Source organism: Pedobacter anseongensis, assembly GCF_037482965.1.
Taxonomy (GTDB): Bacteria; Bacteroidota; Bacteroidia; order Sphingobacteriales; family Sphingobacteriaceae; genus Pedobacter; species Pedobacter anseongensis.
On record NZ_JBBHKB010000002.1, the window covers coordinates 505,217 to 527,448 of the forward strand.

Consider the following 22,232-nt stretch of genomic DNA (forward strand, 5'->3'; position numbering starts at 1 on the left):
GTGTGGTTTTTATTTTCCGTTCCATTTTCTACGTTATGAAATTTAATATATCTTACTTGGTTATCCTATTTGTAATACTGAATATTGGCTGTAAGAAATCGGAAAAAGAAGGAGAAAAGAACACAGACACTTCGCTTTCGTTTACCGTAAATGATGTGAACAATGGCACATTAAAATACACCAATCTTAATTTAAAGCCCGTTATTAAGTTTAATTTTACAGAAGCCGTTAATACCAGTACTGCAAACACCGGTGTGGTTTTTACGGATGCTTCAGGCGCTACAATCTCTTCTTCAATCACTTTTCAAGATGCCAACAAAACAGTACTTGTTAGCCCCCAAAGTAATTTAAAATCATTCAGTATTTATACATTAGCCGTTAATAATACATTAAAATCTGCAAGTGGCGGAAGATTAATCAACCCCGTTAACCTTACCCTAATTTCGGGAATGGATAGTACAGATAAGTTTGCGCGAATAAGTGACGACGACCTGTTAACCTTAGTACAAAAACAGACTTTCAAATATTTCTGGGACTTTGGACATCCAACAAGCGGATTAGCCAGGGAAAGAAACACATCTGGAGAAACCGTAACTACTGGTGGATCAGGCTTCGGCATCATGGCTATGGTTGCTGGCGTTCATAGAGGCTTTATTACTAGAACTGAAGGCTTAGCGCGAATTCAGAAAATAGTAACCTTTCTAACTACAAAAGCGGATAGGTTTCATGGAGCGTTTCCACATTGGCTGAATGGTACTACGGGAAAAGTACAACCCTTTAGTGCAAAAGATAATGGCGCCGACTTGGTAGAAACCTCTTACTTAATGCAGGGCTTAATTACAGCACGACAATATTTTACATCGGCCGATGCCGCCGAAACCACCTTACGTGCAGATATTACTGAACTTTATAACGGTGTAGAATGGGCATGGTTTAGAAAAGATAATAGTAATGTTTTATATTGGCACTGGAGTCCTACGTTTAATTGGGATATGAATTTGCCACTGCAAGGCTGGAATGAAGCACTAAATACGTACATCATGGCTGCTGGATCGCCAACATCGACCATACCAAAATCTATATACGATGTAGGTTGGGCAAGAAATGGTGCCATAAAAAATGGAAATACGTATTATGGTGTGCAATTGCCTTTGGGCGTTGCAGGCGGTGGTCCATTATTCTTAGCCCACTATACTTTTTTAGGAGTTAATCCGATAGGATTAACGGATGCCTATGCAAATTACGAAACACAAACTAAAGCTCATACCTTAATCAACTATAATTATTGTGTTGCTAATCCTTTAAAAAATGTTGGTTATAGTGCCGAATGCTGGGGTTTAACCGCAAGCGATATTCCCAGTGGCTATGGAGCTAGCTCGCCAACTAACGACAAAGGCGTGATTGCACCAACAGCGGCTTTATCATCATTCCCTTATACGCCTACTGAATCCATGCAGGCACTTAAATTTTTCTATTATAAATTGGGCGACAAACTTTGGGGTGAATACGGTTTTTACGACGCATTTAACCTTAACGACCCTTGGTTTGCTAGTTCTACCCTAGCGATAGATCAAGGGCCTATTATGATCATGATCGAAAATCACCGTAGTAAATTGTTGTGGGATTTGTTTATGAGCGCGCCAGAAGTAAAAACAGGACTGAAGAAATTAGGGTTTTCGGGTCCTAACCTTTAATTAGATATAAATGAAATTACTATATACACTTTGTTTAGTAGCAATCTTAAGCAGTTGTGGCGCACAGCCAAAGAAATCTGACTTAAGTGATAGCCAACTACTTACTTTAGTACAAAAACAAACCTTCAATTACTTTTGGGATGGGGCCGAACCCATTTCAGGCTTAGCAAGAGAGCGTTTCCATAGTGATAACATTTATCTTCAAAACGATAAAGATGTAATCGCCACGGGTGCTTCAGGATTTGGGGTAATGGCTATCCTTGTTGCTATCGAACGGAAATTCATCACTCGAGAACAAGGATATCAACGTTTAAAAAAAGGGGTAGATTTCTTGGAAAAGGCAGATCGTTTTCATGGGGCGTGGTCGCATTGGATTTATCCGACGGGTAAAGTAAAGCCCTTTGGACGAAATGATGATGGTGGTGATTTGGTAGAAACTGCTTATTTAGCACAAGGTTTACTTTGCGTTCGTCAGTATTTTACCAATGGAAATGAAAAAGAGCAAGCTTTGGCAGCCCAAATCGATAAACTTTGGAAAGGCATAGAATGGGATTGGTACCGCAATGGCGGAAAAAATGTGCTGTACTGGCACTGGTCGCCCAACATCGGTTGGAAAATGAATTTCCCAGTAACGGGATTTAACGAATGCTTAATCATGTACATTATGGCTGCTTCCTCACCAACCCATACCATTCCGGCAGAAGTTTATCACGAAGGTTGGGCTAAAAGTGGAGCGATTAATACCGATATTGCACCTTATGGCTTTCCTATTAAATTGGCACATAATGGACAAAAAAATAACGTGGGCCCTCTGTTCTGGTCACAATATTCGTATCTAGGTTTAGATCCGCGTGGGTTAAAAGATCGTTATGCCGATTATTGGTCGGAAGCGAGAAATCACACCTTAATTCATCACGCCTACAGTATCGATAATCCGAAAAAATTTAAAGGTTATGGCGATAATTCGTGGGGTTTAACCGCTAGTTATTCGGTAAAAGGGTATGCAGGTCATAGTCCATCAGAAGATTTAGGAGTAATTTCCCCAACTGCTGCCTTATCATCATACCCCTATACGCCAAAAGAGTCGATGAAAATGATTAGGCATCTGTATGAGGATATGGGTGATAAGGTTTGGGGCGAATATGGTTTTTATGATGCTTATAGTGAAACTGATAATTGGTTTCCGAAGCGATATTTAGGTATTGATCAAGGCCCTATAGTAGTGATGATCGAAAATGGAAGAACAGGTTTGCTTTGGAAACTTTTTATGAGTTGCCCAGAGGTAAAATCGGGATTAACAAAATTAGGATTTGAAAGTCCAGCATTGAAGAAATAAAATTACTTATGAAGAAAATTAATTCCTTACTTTCTATAATAATTCTTAGCGCAAGTGTTGGTTTTGCACAACAGAAAAAGGCGATTAGCCCAATACAGCAAAAAATGTATGTATTCATCAATAGTTTGATGGCAAAGATGACCGTTGATGAAAAAATTGGTCAATTAAACTTACCCGTTTTCTCTGGCGATATCGTAACCGGACTTGCAAACAGTTCAGATATGAGCAAGCAAATTAAAGCTGGCCAAGTTGGTGGATTATTTAACATTAAAGGGGTAGACAAAATTAAAGCGGTTCAAAAAGTTGCCGTAGAAAACACGCGTTTAAAAATTCCATTGCTTTTTGGAATGGATGTTATTCATGGTTACAACACGGTATTCCCGATTCCATTGGGTTTAAGTTGTACATGGGATATGGGGGCAATCAAAAAATCGGCAAGAATAGCGGCTATTGAGGCAAGTGCGAGTGGCATTAATTGGACCTTCTCTCCGATGGTTGATATTTCGCGTGACCCACGTTGGGGCCGTGTTTCTGAAGGTAGTGGGGAAGATCCGTATTTAGGTTCTCAAATCGCAAAAGCAATGGTTACCGGGTATCAGGGCAAACTTGAGGCCAATAACGAGATTTTAGCCTGTGTAAAACATTATGCGCTGTATGGTGCAGCAGAGGCTGGAAGAGATTACAATACAACCGATATGAGCAAGGTGAGGATGTACAACGAATATTTCCCTCCATATAAGGCGGCTGTTGATGCAGGGGCAGGCAGTATAATGGCCTCATTTAACGAAGTTGATGGCATTCCTGCAACGGGTAGTAAGTGGTTAATGACAGAGGTGTTGAGAAATCAATGGGGATTTAAGGGCTTCGTAGTTACGGATTATACAGGTATACCAGAAATGATCGACCATGGAATGGGCGATTTACAAACCGTTTCAGCACTTGCCCTAAATGCGGGGATAGACATGGATATGGTTGGAGAAGGCTTTTTAAAGACCTTAAAAAAATCATTAGCCGAGAAAAAAGTTAGTATTGAACAAATAAATAATGCTTGCCGCTTAATTCTTCAGGCCAAATACAAATTGGGCTTATTTACCGATCCTTATAAATTTTGTGACGAAACTAGAGCGGCAAAAGAAGTTTTTACAGCCGAAAATCGTGCAGTTGCTCGAAAGGTCGCTTCGGAGAGCTTTGTGTTGTTAAAAAACAAAAACAATATTTTGCCACTAAAAAAAACAAATACAATTGGTTTAATTGGTCCTTTGGTTAATAATACCGCCAACATGTTTGGCACATGGAGCGTAGCTGCCGAATTTGATAAATCGGTAACTGTACTACAAGGACTTAAGAATGCTATGGGTGGGAATGCCAAGATTTTAACCGCACTTGGCTCTAATTTCTTAGCCGATTCGGCTTTGGAGCAGCGTTATGTAAATGTACATAATCCTAACAGTTATAAGCACGACTCAAGACCAGAAGCAGAATTAATTAAAGAAGCGTTAGAGGTTGCCAAAAAATCGGATGTAATTGTAGCGGTCATGGGCGAAAGCTCTGAATTTAGTGGGGAAAGCAGTAGTGTTACTTCTATTGACCTTCCGCAAACACAAAAAAATCTATTAAAAGAACTGGCAAAAACAGGAAAGCCAATAGTTTTGGTACTGTTTACGGGCCGACCATTAGCCTTAAAATGGGAAGAAGAGAATATTCCTGCTATACTAAATGTGTGGTTCCCTGGTAGTGAGGCGGGAAATGCAATTGCAGATGTACTATTTGGTGATGTAAATCCATCGGGTAAATTGAGCACCACTTTCCCACAAAATATTGGTCAAGTACCGCTTTACTACGCACATAAAAATACAGGAAGGCCGTTGCCAGATGGCGAATGGTTTAAAAAATTCCGTTCAAACTATTTAGATGTGAGTAACGATCCATTGTATCCATTCGGGTTTGGTTTAAGTTATACTACCTTCGATTATAGCAACTTTAAGTTGAGCAGCGCTTCCCTAAAACCTGGTCAAAAACTTACGGCCTACGTTACGGTAACCAATACAGGAAAAGTGCCGGGTGCGGAAGTGGTGCAGTTCTATATTCGAGATTTAGTAGGCAGTATTACTCGGCCTGTTAAAGAATTAAAAAATTTTAGTAAATTGATGCTTCAACCAGGTGAAAGCAAAGTAGTGACGTTTACCATAACTGAAGAAACCTTGAAATTCTACAATAGTTCGCTTAAATTCGTGGCAGAACCTGGAGATTTTAAAGCATTTGTGGGGTCGAATTCTCGCGATTTGCAGTCGGTTGATTTTAAGTTAATAAAATAATTTATGAAAAAGATTTTTGCCATATTAGTGTTGTGCCTAACCCTGACATCAGCATTTGCTCAAGACGTATCCCTGTTTAAGAAGGAGAATTTTATTAAGGATGGCGACACGTTGAAATACAGAATTCTGTATCCAGAGCATTTCGATGCTGCAAAAAAATACCCTGTCGTACTCTTCTTACACGGAAGTGGCGAAAGAGGAAATGATAATGAAAAGCAATTAATTCACGGTTCAAAAATGTTTCTAGCAGATGATTTTAGAAAGAAATACCCTGCTATTGTGGTTTTCCCGCAGTGTAGTGAAGATAGCTACTGGTCGAATGTAGAGGTGGAAAACGTTACGGGCAAAAGATTTTTTAACTTTTTAACAGGAGGAGCCCCTACAAAAGCAATGGCACTTTTATTGGGTTTAACAGATGAATTAGTTAAGCAACCTTTTGCAGACCAAACTAGAATTTATTTAGGTGGTTTATCGATGGGCGGGATGGGAACTTTCGAACTCTTAAGACGCAAACCTAAAACATTTGCAGCAGCCTTTCCAATTTGTGGAGGAGATAATGTTGCAAATGTGAAAAAATATAAAAGAGTACCACTATGGGTTTTTCATGGGGGACTAGACGATGTGGTTAATCCGCAACTATCTTATAATGTGTACCATGCTTTAAAAGAGATTGGACATACGCCGAAATTCACAGTTTACCCAAAAGCAAATCACAACAGTTGGGATTCTGCCTTTTCTGAACCGGAATTATTGCCTTGGGTTTTTAGTCAAACAAAATAGTACACCTCGCAGGTCCGGAACCTGCGAGGTTTAAAATTTTAGAAAATGTTGAAAAACAAGGTATAGTTTCAATAGTTTTCATCTAGTGGGATTACTAATTTAGTGACATGACGATAACTACCCCATTAGAAGCAGGATGCTTTTACCATATTTACAATCGAGGCAATAATAGCGAATTGATTTTTAGGGAGCCTGCTAATTATCATTATTTTCTGAAGTTAATGCAGAAATATATTTCTCCCAGTGTAGACATCTATGCTTACTGCCTTTTAAACAACCATTTTCACCTTTTAGTGAAGATACGTCAAGAGACTTTCAATCTCCTTGGAAAAATTAATAAGCCAGAACAAAATTTTTCGAATTTTTTTAACGCCTACGCTAAATCATTTAATCAAAAATACAAAAGAACTGGGAAACTTTTCGAAGAGCGATTCAAGAGAAAAAGGATAGAAGACGAATTTTACTTTACTGAGGTCTTATACTACATCCATGCTAATCCACAAAACCATAAAATAATTAAGGATTTTAGGAATTACAAATATTCTTCTTATCAAAATTTGTTATCGTGTACAGAGCCAAATTTAATTCAAGAAGAAATTTTTGACTGGTTTGGCGGTGAAGAATTATTTAAGCAATATCATGCTGACAAACAGAAAGTATTAGCAGAAGTTGCTTTTTTTGATGTTTAAAGACCTCGCAGGTTCCGGACCTGCGAGGTCTAAATTTAGAGAACTACTCTGCCATATTATGATAAACGGCCTGAACATCATCGTCCTCTTCCAATTTATCAATCAGTTTTAACACGTCAACAGCTTGTTCTTCATTAACGGGATGATGAGAAAGTGCAATACGCTCTAATTTTGAGCTCTTTAATTCAATGCCTTTTTCTTCTAAAGCCTTTTGCAATGAACCAAAGTTCTCAAAAGGACCTTGCGCTACAACAATATCATTTCCTTCTTCGTCGGCCTCAACGTATAATTCTTCTAAACCCGCATCAATCAGTTCAAATTCCAACTCTTCCAAATCTAAATCATCAGTTGGAACAAATCTAAAAATAGATTTACGGTTAAAAACAAAGTCTAACGAACCCGTCTTTCCCAAAGTACCATTGGTTTTATTGAAATAACTTCTAATATTTGCAACGGTACGATTCGTATTATCGGTGGCGGTCTCGATTAAAACGGCCACACCATGCGCTGCATAACCTTCGTACACCAATTCTTCATAGTTCGCCAACGATTTATCAGAGGCGCGCTTAATTGCTGCCTCAACCCTATCCTTCGGCATGTTTACCGCTTTCGCATTCTGCATCGCTGTGCGCAAACGAGAGTTGGTTTCTGGATTTGGCCCAGAATCTTTAACTGCCATCACAATATCCTTACCTATACGGGTAAATTGAACGGCCATTTTGGCCCAACGCTTAAATTTTCTTTCTTTTCTAAATTCGAATGCTCTTCCCATTTTCTAGTATCAAATAGTTAGTATCAAGTATCAAGACTTCATACCATATAAATATTTTTTTTGCAAGCTCCTAACTCCCTGCTATTTCTTCAAATTACTTAACATATCTTCAGCCATCTTTGCCAAGTCAAATGTAGGTTTCCAAAGCCAATCTTTTCGCGCAAAATTATCGTCGATCGAACTCGGCCAACCATTTGCAATTTCTTGCCTTGGATCATTCTCGGTGTATGATAATTTAAACGCAGGAATATGCTTATGTATTTCGGTCGCTAACACTTCTGGAGTAAAGCTTACTCCAGCAAAATTATAACTCGAACGAATAGAAATTCGGTTGGCTGGTGCATCCATAAGCTCTATTGTTCCACGAATTGCATCATCCATGTACATCATAGGCAATTCGGTTGTTGCAGATAAAAATGATGCATAACTTCCTTTTTTCAAGGCTTCATGAAAAATATGGATGGCATAGTCGGTTGTTCCCCCACCAGGTGCTGCCTTCCAACTAATTAATCCTGGATAACGAATACTTCTCACGTCTAAATTATATTTCTGATAATAGTATTCGCACCAACGTTCTCCTGCTAACTTGCTAATTCCATATACCGTATTCGGATCCATGGTACAATATTGAGGGGTGTTGCCTTTAGGCGAATTCGGGCCAAAAACTGCAATAGAACTAGGCCAATATACTTTTGCCGTTTTAAATGCTAAGGCCAGATCGAGTACATTCAATAGCCCATTCATATTTAAATCCCAAGCTAGTTTTGGATTTTGTTCGCCCGTAGCCGATAATAATGCCGCCAATAAATAAACCTGTGTAGGTTTATATTTCTGAAAAATCTCTTTTAAGATTTCTTTATCCAATACATTTACAAATTCAAAAGGCCCAGCATTCTTAGTTTCATAATCTGGTCGTCTAATATCGCAAGCCACCACATTATCATTTCCATAGCCTTTACGCAAGGCAGTAACCAATTCCGTCCCTATTTGGCCATTAGACCCTAAAACCAAAATTTTGTCGTTCATACCGTTTTTGAATTTGAGCAAAGTTAAAAAAATGCACCAAACCTTATATCATAAGGTTCTTAATTTTTTACTAAAACGATTTACTTAATGTAAGAAGATTTTTACAATACACTATGAGCATCTAAAATGCTCCCTAAGTGTACATCATACACATATTTAAAACGCTCATTTCATTTTATTTTATATCCATTTCGTAATCTTGATATATTTTACCTAATTTAATTCCTTCAAACACCCTAACCGAATATTATGGACAGAAGAGATGCCGTAAAAAGTGTAGCCTTTCTAATTGGAGGAGCACTTTCGGCTACTACCATTGCTACTTTATTTGACAGCTGTAACCAGCCTGGAAAAAACAGCGCGAATCTATTTTCTGCTGATCAAGAAAAAATGTTAGCGGAAATCGCTGATATCATTCTCCCTAAAACAAAAATGTCTCCTGGCGCTAAAGAAGCTGCTGTTGGCCCATTTATGGCAATGATGATTAAAGATTGCTATCCTGAAGAAGCACAAAAAGCTTTTGTAAAGGGATTAGAAGAGCTAGAAGAAAGTTCGAAAAAAGAGTTCAGCAAATCGTTTTTAGAGATCGATGTTAAAGAACGTGAACAATTGTTGCGTAAAGTAAGAGAAGCTACCCTTGCGAGCCAGAAAACAGAATCTGATCAAATAGCCGAAGCTCAAAAAATGGAGGAAACGAAGGCGCAGCAACAATCTGCCAAAGAAAACATGGCAAACCCAATGGCAATGAAAGAAAAGCCAGCTAAAAAACCCCAATTTTTTGCTATTGCAAGAGATTTAACTATTCTCGGTTTCTTTACTTCAGAAATTGGTGCCACAAAAGCTTACGAATACATTGCTATTCCTGGCAAATATGATGGTGATTACAAAATGAAACCAGGTCAACGTCTCTTCGTTTAGGCAACATACAAAACACACTAATAAACTATGAACTTAAATATTAAAGCTACTGCTCAAAATACTTATGACGCAATTGTTGTAGGTTCCGGTATAAGTGGAGGTTGGGCAGCAATGGATCTTACAAAAAAAGGATTAAAAGTGCTGATGCTCGAAAGAGGACGCAATATCGAGCATATAAAAGACTACACTACGGCCATGAAAAAGCCTTGGGAGTTCGAACATCGAGGAAAACTTACTGAAGCGCAAAAGAAAACCCATCCCGTTCAAAAAAGAGATTATCCTTATACCGAATTCAATGAGAGTTTTTGGGTAAATGATGAAGAATGCCCGTATACCGAAGTTAAACGATTCGATTGGTACCGTGGCTTTCATGTGGGTGGTAAATCACTGATGTGGGGACGTCAAAGTTATCGCTTGAGTGATCTTAACTTTAGCGAAAATGCAAAAGACGGACACGGCGTAGACTGGCCAATCAGATATAGTGATATTGCTCCTTGGTATGATTATGCAGAAAAATTTGCTGGTATCAGCGGCCAAATAGAAAATTTTCCTCATTTTCCTGACGGGCATTTTTTACCCCCTATGGATTTAAATGTGGTTGAAAAATCTGTTAAAAAAAGAATAGAAGAACATTTCAAGCGCAGTAGAATAATGACCATTGGTCGCGTTGCTAACCTAACTGTTGAACATGGCGGTCGTGGCAATTGCCAATACAGAAATTTATGCAGCCGCGGCTGTCCATTCGGCGCCTATTTCAGTACACAATCTGCTACACTACCTGCAGCAGTTGCTACTGGCAACTTAACGTTAAGACCTTTTTCTTACGTTACTGAGGTAATGCACGATAAAGAAACCAAAAAGGCTACTGGCGTTCGCATTATCGACACAGAAACCAATGAAACAATGGAATTCTTTGCTAAAATCATTTTCGTAAATGGTTCTACATTGGCAACCACCCAAATTTTATTAAACTCAACATCTGAAGCTCATCCAAATGGATTGGGTAATGCAAGTGGGGAACTTGGACATAATTTAATGGACCATCATTTCCGTTGCGGTGCGTCTGGTCAAGCCGAAGGATTTGATGATAAATACATTTTCGGGAAACGTGCGAACGGTATTTATATTCCACGATATCGTAATGTGGGTAATGATAAAAGAGACTATGTTCGTGGTTTTGGTTTTCAAGGCGGAGCAAGTCGCTCAAATACACATACGGGTATTGCAGAAATGGACTTTGGCGGAGATTTTAAAGATTTAATGAGTACACCTGGCGTTTGGAATATGAACTTAGGTGGCTTTGGAGAAACTTTGCCTAATCACAATAATAAAGTAACTCTAGATAAGAGCAAGAAAGATAAATGGGGACAATCTGTAATCGCTATCGATTGTGAATTTGGAGATAATGAGTATAAAATGCGTAAAGATATGATGGAAGATGCTGCCGAAATGTTAGAAATTGCAGGAATGAAAAACATCAAAACTTTCGATAACGGTTCTGCTCCTGGTATGGCCATCCACGAAATGGGTACTGCGCGTATGGGTAACGACCCGAAAACTTCTGTGTTAAACAAATGGAACCAAATGCACGAAGTGAGCAATGTGTTTGTAACAGATGGTTCATGTATGCCTTCTATTGCATGCCAAAACCCATCGTTAACTTTTATGGCATTAACAGCTAGAGCAGCAGATCATGCAGTTAGTGAATTGAAAAAAGGAAATATATAGAAAGTTTTAAGTAGTAAGTTTTAAGTGATATTTAAAATTTATAACCTATAACTTGTCACTCTAGAATATGAAACGAAAATTAAGAATGGGAATGATTGGCGGAGGTAAGGATGCCTTTATTGGCGCCGTCCACCGTCTTGCTGCTAATATGGATGGTTTAATCGAATTAACTTGTGGCGCACTTAGTGTAAAACCAGAAGTTGCGATTGAATCTGGTCAGCTTTTATTTCTTCCGGCAGACAGAATTTATACCACTTATGAAGAAATGCTTCAAAAGGAGAGCGAACTTCCGGCTAATAAGCGAATAGATTTTGTAACCATCGTTACCCCAAATTTTGCCCATTTTGCACCAGCAATGATGGCACTCGATAAAGGTTTCAATGTAGTGGTCGAAAAACCAATTACATTAACATTAGATGAAGCTAAACAACTTAAAAATAAAGTTGAAGAAACAGGATTATCTCTTTGCTTAACCCATACTTATTCGGGTTATCCAATGGTTAAACAAGCAAGAAAGTTTATTAAGGATGGAGAACTTGGCGCCATTCGAAAAATTATAGTAGAATATCCACAAGGTTGGCTAAGTAAACTGTCAGAGCGTGAAGGTAATGTGCAAGCTGCTTGGCGTACCAACCCTGCAAAGACTGGTAAGAGTGGCAGCATGGGCGATATTGGAACGCACGCTGCACATTTAGCAGAATATATTTCTGGATTAAAAATCACTAAAGTATGCGCCGATCTGAATATTGTTGTACCCGGAAGAGCAATAGACGATGATGGAAATGTACTTTTAAAATTCGATAATGGATCAAATGGCGTACTTATTGCTTCTCAGATTGCTGCAGGTGAAGAAAATGCGTTAAAAATTAAAGTTTACGGGGAGAAGGGCGGACTTGAATGGCATCAGATGGAACCCAATACACTAATTGTAAAATGGCTCGATCAGCCAATGCAAGTCTATAGGGCTGGGAGTGGATATCTATCGGATATTGCTAAACATAACACTAGGGTTCCGGCAGGGCATCCAGAAGGTTATTTGGAGGCTTTCGCTAATATTTACCGGAATTTTGCGTTAACCTTAATGGCAAAGCTAAATGGTGAAACCCCTTCAGAAGAAGCATTAGATTTTCCGAATGTAGAAGACGGAATTCGAGGAATGGCTTTTATCGAAAATGTGGTTTCATCTAGCCAATCTGATCAAAAATGGTTCGATTTTAAACTATAAACAATGACTACAATACAAGGACCTGCCATATTTTTAGCCCAATTTATTGGAAACGAAGCCCCATTTAACTCTTTAGATGGCATGTGTAATTGGGCAGCAGATTTGGGTTTCAAAGGCATTCAGATGCCCACACTTGATACCCGATTTATCGACCTAAAGCTTGCTGCCGAAAGTAAAACCTATGCAGATGAATTAACAGGAAAAGTTGCCGCACATGGATTAGTAATTACTGAACTTTCTACGCATTTACAAGGTCAGCTCGTAGCAGTTAATCCGGCATACGACAAACTTTTTGACGCCTTTGCTGCAGATGAGGTTAAAAACAATCCAACTGCTCGAACAGCTTGGGCAATTCAACAACTTAAATATGCCGCAAAGGCTTCACAGAATTTAGGGTTAAATGCACATGCTACTTTTAGTGGCTCATTACTTTGGCATACTTTTCACCCATGGCCACAGCGCCCCGATGGCTTGGTAGAAGAAGGATTCACCGAACTAGCTAAACGTTGGTTACCTATTTTAAACGAGTTTGATAACTGTGGCGTTGATGTATGCTACGAAATACACCCAGGCGAAGATCTTTTTGATGGCGAAACCTACGAAATGTTCTTGGAAAAAGTGAATAATCATTCGCGTGCATGCTTATTATACGATCCATCACATTTTGTATTACAACAGCTTGATTATATCCAATATATCGATTTTTATCATGAAAGAATTAAAGCCTTTCACGTAAAAGATGCCGAATTTAATGCTACAGGCAAACAAGGTACATTTGGTGGCTATCAAAGTTGGGCAAACCGCGCAGGCCGATATCGATCGCCTGGAGATGGACAAGTTGACTTTAAACGTATATTTAGCAAATTAGCTCAATACGATTTTAAAGGCTGGGCCGTAATGGAATGGGAATGTTGTATCAAAGACTCCGAAACTGGAGCACGAGAAGGAGCTGAATTCATTAAAAATCACATCATTCCGGTCACTAAAAAGGCATTCGACGATTTTGCATCCGCTGGAAGCGATACTAATCTTAATAAAGAAATACTAGGACTATAAATTATCACACATGAAGATCAAAATTTTACTTTTAAGCGCAATCACATTGTCATTAGCTGCCTGTGGGGGTTCAAGTACCGAATCTACTGATTCAAGTTCTACCCCAGTTACTAGCGAAGCACCTGCTAAAACTGGTGGTGAATTATTAATTGCAAAAGCAGATTGCGTAGGTTGTCACCAAAAAGAAACAAAAATCATCGGCCCAGCCTATCAAGATATTGCCGCAAAATACCCAGCTAACGAAGAAAATATTAATTTGTTAGCCAATAAAATTATAAAAGGAGGAAAAGGCGTTTGGGGAACAGTTCCTATGACACCCCATGCAAAAATTACTCAAGAAGATGCGAAACAGATGGCCACTTATATCTTATCGTTAAAAAAATAAATTTTATTTAAAAATCTAACCAAATGGATACTTTAAAAAAAGAAAAGGAAACCAATAGTAGACGCCATTTCCTAAAAACTGGTGCAGTTGCAACCGCAGCATTTATGATTGTTCCACGCCATGTTTTAGGTGGCAGGGGTTTTTTAGCACCTAGCGATAGGCTTGTAACTGCAAGCATAGGCGTAGGTGGAAAAGGACAAAGTGATATAAAAGCATTCTTCGATAGCGGAAAAGCTGATATTGGTTTTCTTTGCGATGTGGATACACGTAGAGCGGCAAACAGCGTAAAAGCTTTCCCAAAAGCAAAGTTCTATAAAGATTGGCGAGAAATGCTCGAAAAAGAGAACAAGAATTTCGATGCCGTTTCGGTTTCAACACCCGATCACAACCATGCTGTTCAAGCCATGGCAGCCATGCAGTTGGGTAAGCACGTGTATGTTCAAAAACCTTTAGCACACGACATTTTTGAGGCTCGTGCCTTAACTGCGGCGGCAAAAAAATATAAAGTAGTTACGCAAATGGGTAACCAGGGATCGTCTAACGATGGTCCACGTCAAATGAAAGAATGGTATGATGCAGGTTTAATTGGCGATGTACATACGGTATATGCATGGACCGACAGACCCGTTTGGCCTCAAGGTATTCCGTGGTCGGCCAATAAAGCAGAAATACCTGCAGAATTAGATTGGGATTTATGGTTAGGTACAGCCCCCTATAAAGATTATGTTAATAAATTAGTGCCATTTAACTGGCGTGGATGGTGGGATTACGGAACAGGTGCCTTGGGCGATATGGGATGTCACCTATTAGAAACTCCTTTCAGTGTACTTAATTTAAAATATGCAAGTGAGGTTGAAGCAAGTGTAGGCTCAGTATACTACGACGAATTTAAACGTGGCTATTATCCAGATAGCTGCCCCCCTTCAAGCCACGTAACGTTAAAATTCCCTAAAACGAATAAAACCAAAGGTGATGTAATTGTACACTGGATGGATGGTGGTATACAACCTACTCGTCCAGAGGAATTATTAGCAGGCGATAAATTTGGCGACGGAGGAAATGGAACTTTGTTTATTGGTACCAAAGGAAAAATGACATCTGAAACCTATGGCAGAAATCCACAGCTCCTGCCATTAAGTAAAACCAAAGATATTAAAGTTCCTGCAAAACTAGCACGTGTACCAGGTGGCGAAAGTGGTCACTACGCACAATGGGTTGAAGCCTGTATAGCTGGTTACGGTGCAAAAGAACTAAGCTCTCCTTTCGAAATTGCCGGTCCGCTTACCGAAGCACTACTAATGGCTAATTTGGCTATTCGTGGAGCCGATGTTCAAGTGAAAAATGCCGAAGGAAAAAACACCTATCCTGGTAGATATAAAAAATACTTATGGGATAATGATCTTATGAAGGTGACCAATTTTGATGAGGTTAACCAATATGTAAAAAGAGAATATCGTGAAGGCTGGACATTAGGCTCATAATAAAAATTTAAAAAAATGAAGAAATATATTTTATCAGCAATGCTATTGGTCGCAATTAGCTATAGTGCAAATGCTCAAAAAGGATTTAAAAAACTCTTTGATGGCAAAACAACAAAAGGATGGCATTCCTATAACAAGGGCGTAGTAGGTAGTGCCTGGGAAGTTCAAGACGGCGCACTGCACATGAATCCTGCAAAAAAGGGTAAAGATGGCGGTGGAGATTTGGTAACGGACAAAGAATATTCAAACTTCCACTTAAAATACGATTGGAAAGTTGCACCAGGCGCAAACAGCGGACTAATTTTCTTTGTTCATGAAGATCCCAAATTTAGTCAGACTTATTTAACCGGACCAGAAATGCAGGTAATAGATAATGATGGGCATAAAGATGGAAAAATAACCAAGCACAGAGCTGGTGATTTATACGATATGCTAAAAAGTACTTCAGAGCCTGTTAAACCGCTTGGAGAATGGAATAAGGCTGAAATTATTGCTAATAATGGAAAACTTACGTTCATGCTAAATGGTGTAAAGATTGTTGAAACCACATTATGGGACGACAATTGGAAAGCTTTAATTGCGGGAAGTAAATTTAAAACTTGGGAGGGATTTGGAACCTATAAAACTGGTAAAATTGCCCTTCAAGATCATGGCGATGAAGTATGGTATAAAAACATAACAATTAAAGAACTTTAAAAATGAACTCAACCATCCGAATTAAACTATCTTTCATGATGTTCCTAGAATTTTTTATCTGGGGATCGTGGTTTGTGACTCTTGGGACATTTTTACCAAACAATTTAAAAGCTTTAGGACCTGAGATTGGCGCTGTATTTTCAACACAGTCGTGGGGTGCAATTATAGCTCCGTTTATTATCGGACTCATTGCTGATAAATATTTCAATGCTGAAAAAATTCTTGGTGTTCTGCATATTATTGGTGCTATTTTGATGTATCAGATGTATAACGCAACCGATATTGCGCTATTTTACCCCTATGTGTTGGGCTATATGATCATATATATGCCTACCCTAGCGTTAGTGAATTCCGTTTCCTTTAATCAAATGAAAGATCCAGAAAAAGAATTTTCAAACATTAGAATTTGGGGAACACTAGGTTGGATTGCTGCAGGATTACTTATCAGCTATGCTTTTCACTGGGATTCTAAAAATGGAATAGAAAGTGGATTGTTAAAAAACACGTTTTTAATGGCGGGTGTTGCTTCATTATTTTTAGGTTTATTTAGTTTCCTTTTGCCTAAAACACCTCCAAAAGGTGCAGGCGAAAAAGTTACTGTATCCGACATTTTAGGTTTAGATGCATTGAAGTTATTAAAAGACAAGAACTTCTTAATTTTCTTTGTTTCGTCTATCTTAATCTGTATTCCGTTGGCATTTTATTATCAAAATGCAAATAACTTTTTAACTAATGTGGGAATGGATAATCCAACGGGGAAAATGACAATTGGTCAAGCATCCGAAGTACTATTCCTTTTAGCACTTCCTATTTTCTTTAAAAAATTCGGATTCAAGAAAACAATTCTTGTAGGAATGTTAGCGTGGGCACTTCGCTATGTTTTATTTGCCTACGGTAATGCCGGAGAATTAAGTTTTATGCTTCTTATCGGAATAGCATTGCATGGGATTTGTTATGATTTCTTTTTTGTTTCAGGTCAAATCTACACCAACTCTAAAGCTGGTGAAAAATTCAAAAGTGCTGCTCAAGGATTAATCACTTTGGCTACATATGGTGTTGGAATGTTAATCGGTTTCATGGTGGCAGGACAAATTACGGAAATGTATAAAGTTAATGGTGCTGAAAACTGGAAAATGATCTGGATTATTCCTGCTGGCATCGCATTTATCGTATTCTTACTCTTTGCATTTTTATTTAACGATAAAGAAAAATCTGAATCTTTTTAAAATGGTTCCAAAACTTAACCGAAGAAATGCGCTAAAAAATATGATTGCTGGCAGTGTTGCCATCGGAATTTCGCCTCAATTTGAGGCCATTGCTATGGATAGTTCAGAAAACATACGGCCAAGAAAATTGAAAGGAAACATTAATCATTCCGTTTGCAGATGGTGTTTTAGTACTGTAGATCTAGAAACCCTATGTATCGAAGCAAAAAAAATGGGACTTATAGGCATCGATCTCGTTGGACCTAAAGATTGGCCTACACTTAAAAAACATGGGCTAATTGCTACGATGTGCAATGGAGCCGAAATTAATTTGGTGGACGGTTTTAATGATGAAAAATTTCATGAAACACTTATCGCCAATTATAGCAAAATGATTCCGCTAGTAGCCAATGCCGGATATAAAAATCTAATTTGTTTTAGTGGAAATCGTCGCGGAAAAGACGACGAAACGGGTTGGAATAACTGTGTTAAAGGTCTTAAACAATTAATTCCATTAGCAGAAAAATATGGCGTAGTTTTAGTAATGGAACTTTTAAATAGTAAAGTAAATCATGTAGACTACCAATGCGACAAAACTGCATGGGGAGTTGAACTTTGCAACAGGGTGGGTAGCGAAAACTTTAAATTACTGTACGACATTTACCATATGCAAATTGACGAAGGTGATGTGATCAGCACGATAAAAAAGAATTGTAATTATATTGCTCATTATCATACTGCTGGGGTACCAGGCAGGAATGAAATAGATGAAACCCAAGAATTAAACTACCCTGCAATCATGAAAGCAATTGCCAATACCGGCTTTAAAGGTTTTGTTGCACAAGAATTTATACCTAAACAAGAGGATAAATTAGCGTCTTTAAACAAGGCAATTATAATTTGTGATATTTAAATAAGAAATAATGAATACAAGAAGAGATTTTATAAAACAGGCGAGTCTTTTAGCTATTGCTACAAGCGTTTCTACTAGTTATGCGTGCAGTATAATTAAGCCTGCAATAAATAAAAATGTTGGTTTACAATTGTATAGTCTACGTGATAGTATTGGAAGAGATATTACTGGTATAATCGAAAAAGTAGCGGCCATTGGATACAAAGAGGTAGAGACTTATGGATATAGTAGAAAGGATGGCTTTTGGGGCCTGGATGCGAAAGCGTTTGCTAGCTTATTGAAGAAAAATGGCATAACATCTCCTAGCGGGCATTTTGGCATGGATGAATATATGGCGAGTAAAGGGGATGATGATTTGAAATCCTATATCGAAGCTGCAAATATATTAGGAAGCGAATATGTTACCGTACCATGGTTAGGTGTTAATATAAGAAAAACTGCTGACGACTTTAAAAAAATTGCACTAAAGCTAAATGAAGCGGGCAGTCTTTGCAAATCTTCTGGTTTAAAATTAGCCTATCACAATCATGATTTTGAATTTGCTAAAGTAGGTACTACCACTGGTTTTGAAATTATGCTTAATGAAACTGATAAAAATCTAGTAGATTTTGAAATGGATATATATTGGGTAGCGAGATCTGGGATAGACCCACTAACTCTTTTTAAAGCTTATCCTAAACGCTTTACCATGTGGCATATTAAAGATATGGACAAGAAAAATAATGCGCTAAATACTGAAGTAGGTCTGGGTACAATTAATTTTAAAGACATCTTTGCCCAAGCAAAGTTGGCTGGGGTTAAACATTTTTTTGTAGAGCATGAAACAAATTATAAGCCAAATGAATTAGGCTCTATCAAGACCAGCTTCGATTACGTTAATAATATTTTATTAAAATAGAAAATGATTACTGAAATGATTTAATCGTTTCAGTAATCAACTGAACTTAAAATCCATTATGCTTGTATTGCAGGATCGGTATTTTGGCCATTATGATGCGCTTCACTTATTAACTCTTTGATATCCGACCTGCGTTTTTTTACTACCTGGTGTGTAAAATGAGGTATTTCTGGCGCTACTGCTGGTTCTTCCTCTTCTTGGCTTCCAACAATCCTACTTTTTAGCGATTCGTAAGAATCTCGTAAGCTACCGCCTACGTTACGAGCGCCATCTGCAATCCCCTTACGCATTTTTGACCCCTTTTCTGGGGCAAGTAAAATACTGATAACTGCACCCGCAGCCAAACCAGCAACCAAAGCAACCGCAATTTGTGTATTGTTTTGATGCGATCTTCTTGAAAGAATTTTTTCAATTAATTTTCCGTACTTCATAACATTTCTTTTTTTAAATAATGTTCCTTTTATAGAAACAACAATCGATTTTAGGTATTGTTTAGAGAAATTAAAGCTTCGAAGCTAATACAAATGCTTGTTCATAATTTTTCATTTTCCCATTCAGAGCAAATGCCTCGAACTTTATACTATATATACCTATTTTACTTAAAGTACCTTTTTCATTTAATCCATCCCAACTTAATGTACCCATTTTTGGGATTGTACTGTTTTTTATCAATCTCTTTATGAGTATCCCTTTATCATTAAAGATGCTAACATTAGCTACATATTGTTGATCAATTAGCTGATAATTTATATTCAAGACATCTTCAACGCCATCTCCATCAGGAGAAAAGACTTTAGTACTCAACCAGAAATTATTCTGTATCTCATTATTCTCTTGTTGCGAATTTTTGTAAGTCGGCGTTGCAAAACCACTAGCTTGTGCTGCCGATTTAAAATTATTTTTCTCATTAGATGGGCGCTGAAAAGAAACGCGTTCTAACGATACCCCCTTTGCTATCTGCAGTAAGGGAATGTGCATTTTTTCATGGTAATTAAACCGATCTACTTCGCCCTGGCTGCTTAACAAAGCTACGGTGCCCTTCTCATTTGTAAACGAAGGCAATGTCATCTTGGTGAAATGGGCTGGGTTTTTCACTTCATATTGTTCCATAACAACCCCAAAATCAGAAGTTAATACCCAAAAAGTTTTACTAGGAATATATACAGAACTACCACTTATACTTTTGATGTTAGCTAGATTTCCTTGTTCATCACTATTCGCCAACTTCAATGCCGCTAGGTCCAATACATCGTTGGTGGCATTATAAATTTCGATAAAATCTACTCCCCCCGATTTCGGATTAACCAGTATTTCACTAATTAGTATATCACTCTTGCCAATATCCTTAGAAATAAAAAGCTTTGCCGTATTTGCACGAGGATCGATTAAATTTCCAGCACAATCGCTAATACCATTCACTAATATCATATATTCTTGACCCTTAGTTATTTGTGCAGAAAATTTAAGTAACACGCTCATAAAATCTGGCGATTGAGGTACAGCCGTTAGGGGAACACCAATTCCATTGTTCAACTTATAATTGCTAATTAAGGCACCACTCACACTATCAATGCTCTTGCTAAAATTTATCTGGATTGTGGTTTCGTCTACTATCGATGCAGAAAGCAATCTAGGCGGCGTGGTACTCGTCTGTATTTGATAAACAGTGTTTTCGGCTCCTGGAGTACCTCCATTGATATGTTTACTGGCCTGCCAATTTTGTATTCCTGTACATTTATTGTTTGGGTCTATTAATTCCAAACTGTACCCTCCTTGTTTCTTTAAACCATCTTTATACCAATTATCGGTGTAAAAAATTTCATCGATAGTAACATTTTCTGAGTCTATTAAACTCAATCTATCTTTATCATTGTTTAAGCTTGGCCACACTGAAAGACCTATGGTTTTACCAAACGTTTTATAGGAATCTATATCAGCAGTTGCGCACAAAATCACATATTCATTTGGATGTAGTGTATCCGTTAAAAAGGTATACGTAGTGGTTAGATCTTTGTACTTCCAATCTTTCAATAGTATATATTTATTACTTGTATTCCATAGCTCAACAAATTCTGCTGAAGGCAAACCAACTGATGGAGATGGGTCGGTAAATACCTCATTAATAATTACATCTCCCTTTTGAGGTGTATAAGCTTCAACATAAAAAGTTGTTGCTTCCCCTTCTAGCGTAATATTTCCTTTTATATCACTTATTCCATTAACAATCAGCGTATAAATATCCGACACAAAAGGCTTCAAAAAACTCAACTTCACTACGTTTGGTTGTGATGTTAAACTTATAGTGGTAGGAGTTTCATTCCCCCCCCTCAATCTATAATTACTTGTCAACAAAGCTGAAATAGGGCTTACAGCTTCCGAAAATGTAGCCTCCATCGTCAATTTATCCACCACTTTAACACCTATCAAACGAGGTGGCGTAACGTCGGTTACCAATTCCTCCACGATAAAATCATCAAATACAAAACCATCCGATCGAGTAGCCGTATATTTACAAAACACACCAAACCAGCTAGTGTTGGTAAATGTTTTATCGATAACACTGCCCTCGAGACTAAACGTAGCTCCATCATCAAGCGATGTATATACTTCCCATTTGCCAAATTCATCACGAGTTACCCGTAATTTTGTGGATAAAAAATTAATATTCGTCCTATTTTTTGGTAATCCGTTTATAATTTTCGTGACCGAATTACCCGTTTGTTTGTATAAATCGTAGCTATCTGTACTCCCACTTTCGCCAATTTGAATAAAATAACCATTTAATTTGCCTTTTAAATCAGCCTGATCACTAACTAAATAAATCCTTGTAAAATTTGTAGTTGAGGGATCAAAATCGAGCTGAACAGAAAATTCCCACTTCACATTTAAAGCTAAAGCACTGGATGTAGCTAAGCTAATGGCTTGTGCAACAGTACCTAAGGAAGATTTCAATTGCCTATCCCCATTAATAGTAAACATAGAAGCTTGCCCAATCCAAACTGGGTTAATGGTAAAATTACCATCCGTAAAGTCGTCTCGAAATTGCCCAAATGCAAGTTTAGCACTCAAAAGCAGTAAAAAAAGTAAAGTTTTTCTCATATTTGGTAGATATTAG

General features: G+C 38.0%; 19 protein-coding genes. 15 read left to right on the forward strand and 4 right to left on the reverse strand.

Annotated elements, in window-relative coordinates; translation table 11 throughout:
• Positions 1–35 precede the first annotated feature (35 nt).
• The 5 genes from WG904_RS09350 (at position 36) to WG904_RS09370 (ending at position 6,814) form a co-directional block, all read left to right on the forward strand.
• Positions 36–1,694 (forward strand): glucoamylase family protein, encoded by a 1,659-nt coding sequence (locus tag WG904_RS09350; RefSeq protein WP_339579036.1) that lies wholly within the window; start codon positions 36–38, stop codon positions 1,692–1,694.
• Between the two features lie 10 nt (positions 1,695–1,704).
• Positions 1,705–3,030, forward strand: coding sequence for a glucoamylase family protein (locus WG904_RS09355; RefSeq protein WP_339579037.1), 1,326 nt, complete (start codon positions 1,705–1,707; stop codon positions 3,028–3,030).
• Positions 3,031–3,038: 8 nt separating this feature from the next.
• A complete protein-coding gene (gene bglX / locus WG904_RS09360) occupies positions 3,039–5,345 on the forward strand; it encodes a beta-glucosidase BglX (protein ID WP_339579038.1) in 2,307 nt (768 codons plus the stop codon).
• A 3-nt stretch (positions 5,346–5,348) separates the two neighbouring features.
• Positions 5,349–6,125 carry a carboxylesterase family protein gene (locus tag WG904_RS09365; RefSeq protein ID WP_339579039.1) on the forward strand — a complete coding sequence of 259 codons (777 nt, stop codon included), beginning with the start codon at positions 5,349–5,351 and terminating at the stop codon, positions 6,123–6,125.
• A gap of 107 nt (positions 6,126–6,232) precedes the next feature.
• On the forward strand, positions 6,233–6,814 hold the full coding sequence (locus WG904_RS09370; RefSeq protein WP_339579040.1) for a transposase: 582 nt from the start codon (positions 6,233–6,235) through the stop codon (positions 6,812–6,814).
• A 43-nt stretch (positions 6,815–6,857) separates the two neighbouring features.
• Here the strand turns inward: WG904_RS09370 and WG904_RS09375 are convergent, their stop codons facing one another.
• Complete coding sequence (locus WG904_RS09375; protein WP_339579041.1) at positions 6,858–7,586, reverse strand: YebC/PmpR family DNA-binding transcriptional regulator; 729 nt, start codon at positions 7,584–7,586, stop codon at positions 6,858–6,860.
• A gap of 81 nt (positions 7,587–7,667) precedes the next feature.
• Positions 7,668–8,612 carry an NAD-dependent epimerase/dehydratase family protein gene (locus tag WG904_RS09380; RefSeq protein ID WP_339579042.1) on the reverse strand — a complete coding sequence of 315 codons (945 nt, stop codon included), beginning with the start codon at positions 8,610–8,612 and terminating at the stop codon, positions 7,668–7,670.
• Positions 8,613–8,861: 249 nt separating this feature from the next.
• On the opposite strand from WG904_RS09380, the gene WG904_RS09385 reads away from it, so the two are divergent.
• The 10 genes from WG904_RS09385 to WG904_RS09430 all read left to right on the forward strand — a co-directional run bounded on the left by WG904_RS09385 (position 8,862) and on the right by WG904_RS09430 (position 19,117).
• On the forward strand, positions 8,862–9,530 hold the full coding sequence (locus tag WG904_RS09385) for a gluconate 2-dehydrogenase subunit 3 family protein (RefSeq protein ID WP_339579043.1): 669 nt from the start codon (positions 8,862–8,864) through the stop codon (positions 9,528–9,530).
• Positions 9,531–9,557: 27 nt separating this feature from the next.
• Entirely contained in the window at positions 9,558–11,258 is a 1,701-nt protein-coding gene (locus tag WG904_RS09390; protein ID WP_339579044.1) for a GMC oxidoreductase, read from the forward strand.
• A 67-nt stretch (positions 11,259–11,325) separates the two neighbouring features.
• Positions 11,326–12,483, forward strand: a complete 1,158-nt coding sequence (locus WG904_RS09395; protein ID WP_339579045.1) for a Gfo/Idh/MocA family protein — start codon at positions 11,326–11,328, stop codon at positions 12,481–12,483.
• A 3-nt stretch (positions 12,484–12,486) separates the two neighbouring features.
• Positions 12,487–13,539, forward strand: coding sequence for a sugar phosphate isomerase/epimerase family protein (locus WG904_RS09400; RefSeq protein WP_339579046.1), 1,053 nt, complete (start codon positions 12,487–12,489; stop codon positions 13,537–13,539).
• Positions 13,540–13,549: 10 nt separating this feature from the next.
• On the forward strand, positions 13,550–13,924 hold the full coding sequence (locus WG904_RS09405; protein ID WP_339579047.1) for a c-type cytochrome: 375 nt from the start codon (positions 13,550–13,552) through the stop codon (positions 13,922–13,924).
• A gap of 23 nt (positions 13,925–13,947) precedes the next feature.
• On the forward strand, positions 13,948–15,405 hold the full coding sequence (locus WG904_RS09410; RefSeq protein WP_339579048.1) for a Gfo/Idh/MocA family oxidoreductase: 1,458 nt from the start codon (positions 13,948–13,950) through the stop codon (positions 15,403–15,405).
• Positions 15,406–15,420: 15 nt separating this feature from the next.
• On the forward strand, positions 15,421–16,101 hold the full coding sequence (locus tag WG904_RS09415; RefSeq protein WP_339579049.1) for a 3-keto-disaccharide hydrolase: 681 nt from the start codon (positions 15,421–15,423) through the stop codon (positions 16,099–16,101).
• A gap of 2 nt (positions 16,102–16,103) precedes the next feature.
• Entirely contained in the window at positions 16,104–17,327 is a 1,224-nt protein-coding gene (locus WG904_RS09420; protein WP_339579050.1) for an MFS transporter, read from the forward strand.
• 1 nt (position 17,328) lies between these two features.
• Entirely contained in the window at positions 17,329–18,219 is an 891-nt protein-coding gene (locus WG904_RS09425; RefSeq protein WP_339579051.1) for a hydroxypyruvate isomerase family protein, read from the forward strand.
• 10 nt (positions 18,220–18,229) lie between these two features.
• Positions 18,230–19,117: a sugar phosphate isomerase/epimerase family protein gene (locus tag WG904_RS09430; RefSeq protein ID WP_339579052.1), complete on the forward strand. Its 888-nt coding sequence runs from the start codon at positions 18,230–18,232 to the stop codon at positions 19,115–19,117.
• Positions 19,118–19,173: 56 nt separating this feature from the next.
• On the opposite strand, the gene WG904_RS09435 is transcribed toward WG904_RS09430, so the two are convergent.
• Both WG904_RS09435 and WG904_RS09440 read right to left on the reverse strand, forming a co-directional pair.
• The gene (locus tag WG904_RS09435; protein ID WP_339579053.1) at positions 19,174–19,548 is read right to left on the reverse strand and encodes a YtxH domain-containing protein; all 375 of its coding nucleotides are present in this window, start codon (positions 19,546–19,548) and stop codon (positions 19,174–19,176) included.
• 70 nt (positions 19,549–19,618) lie between these two features.
• Positions 19,619–22,216, reverse strand: a complete 2,598-nt coding sequence (locus tag WG904_RS09440; protein ID WP_339579054.1) for a lamin tail domain-containing protein — start codon at positions 22,214–22,216, stop codon at positions 19,619–19,621.
• Positions 22,217–22,232 lie beyond the last annotated feature (16 nt).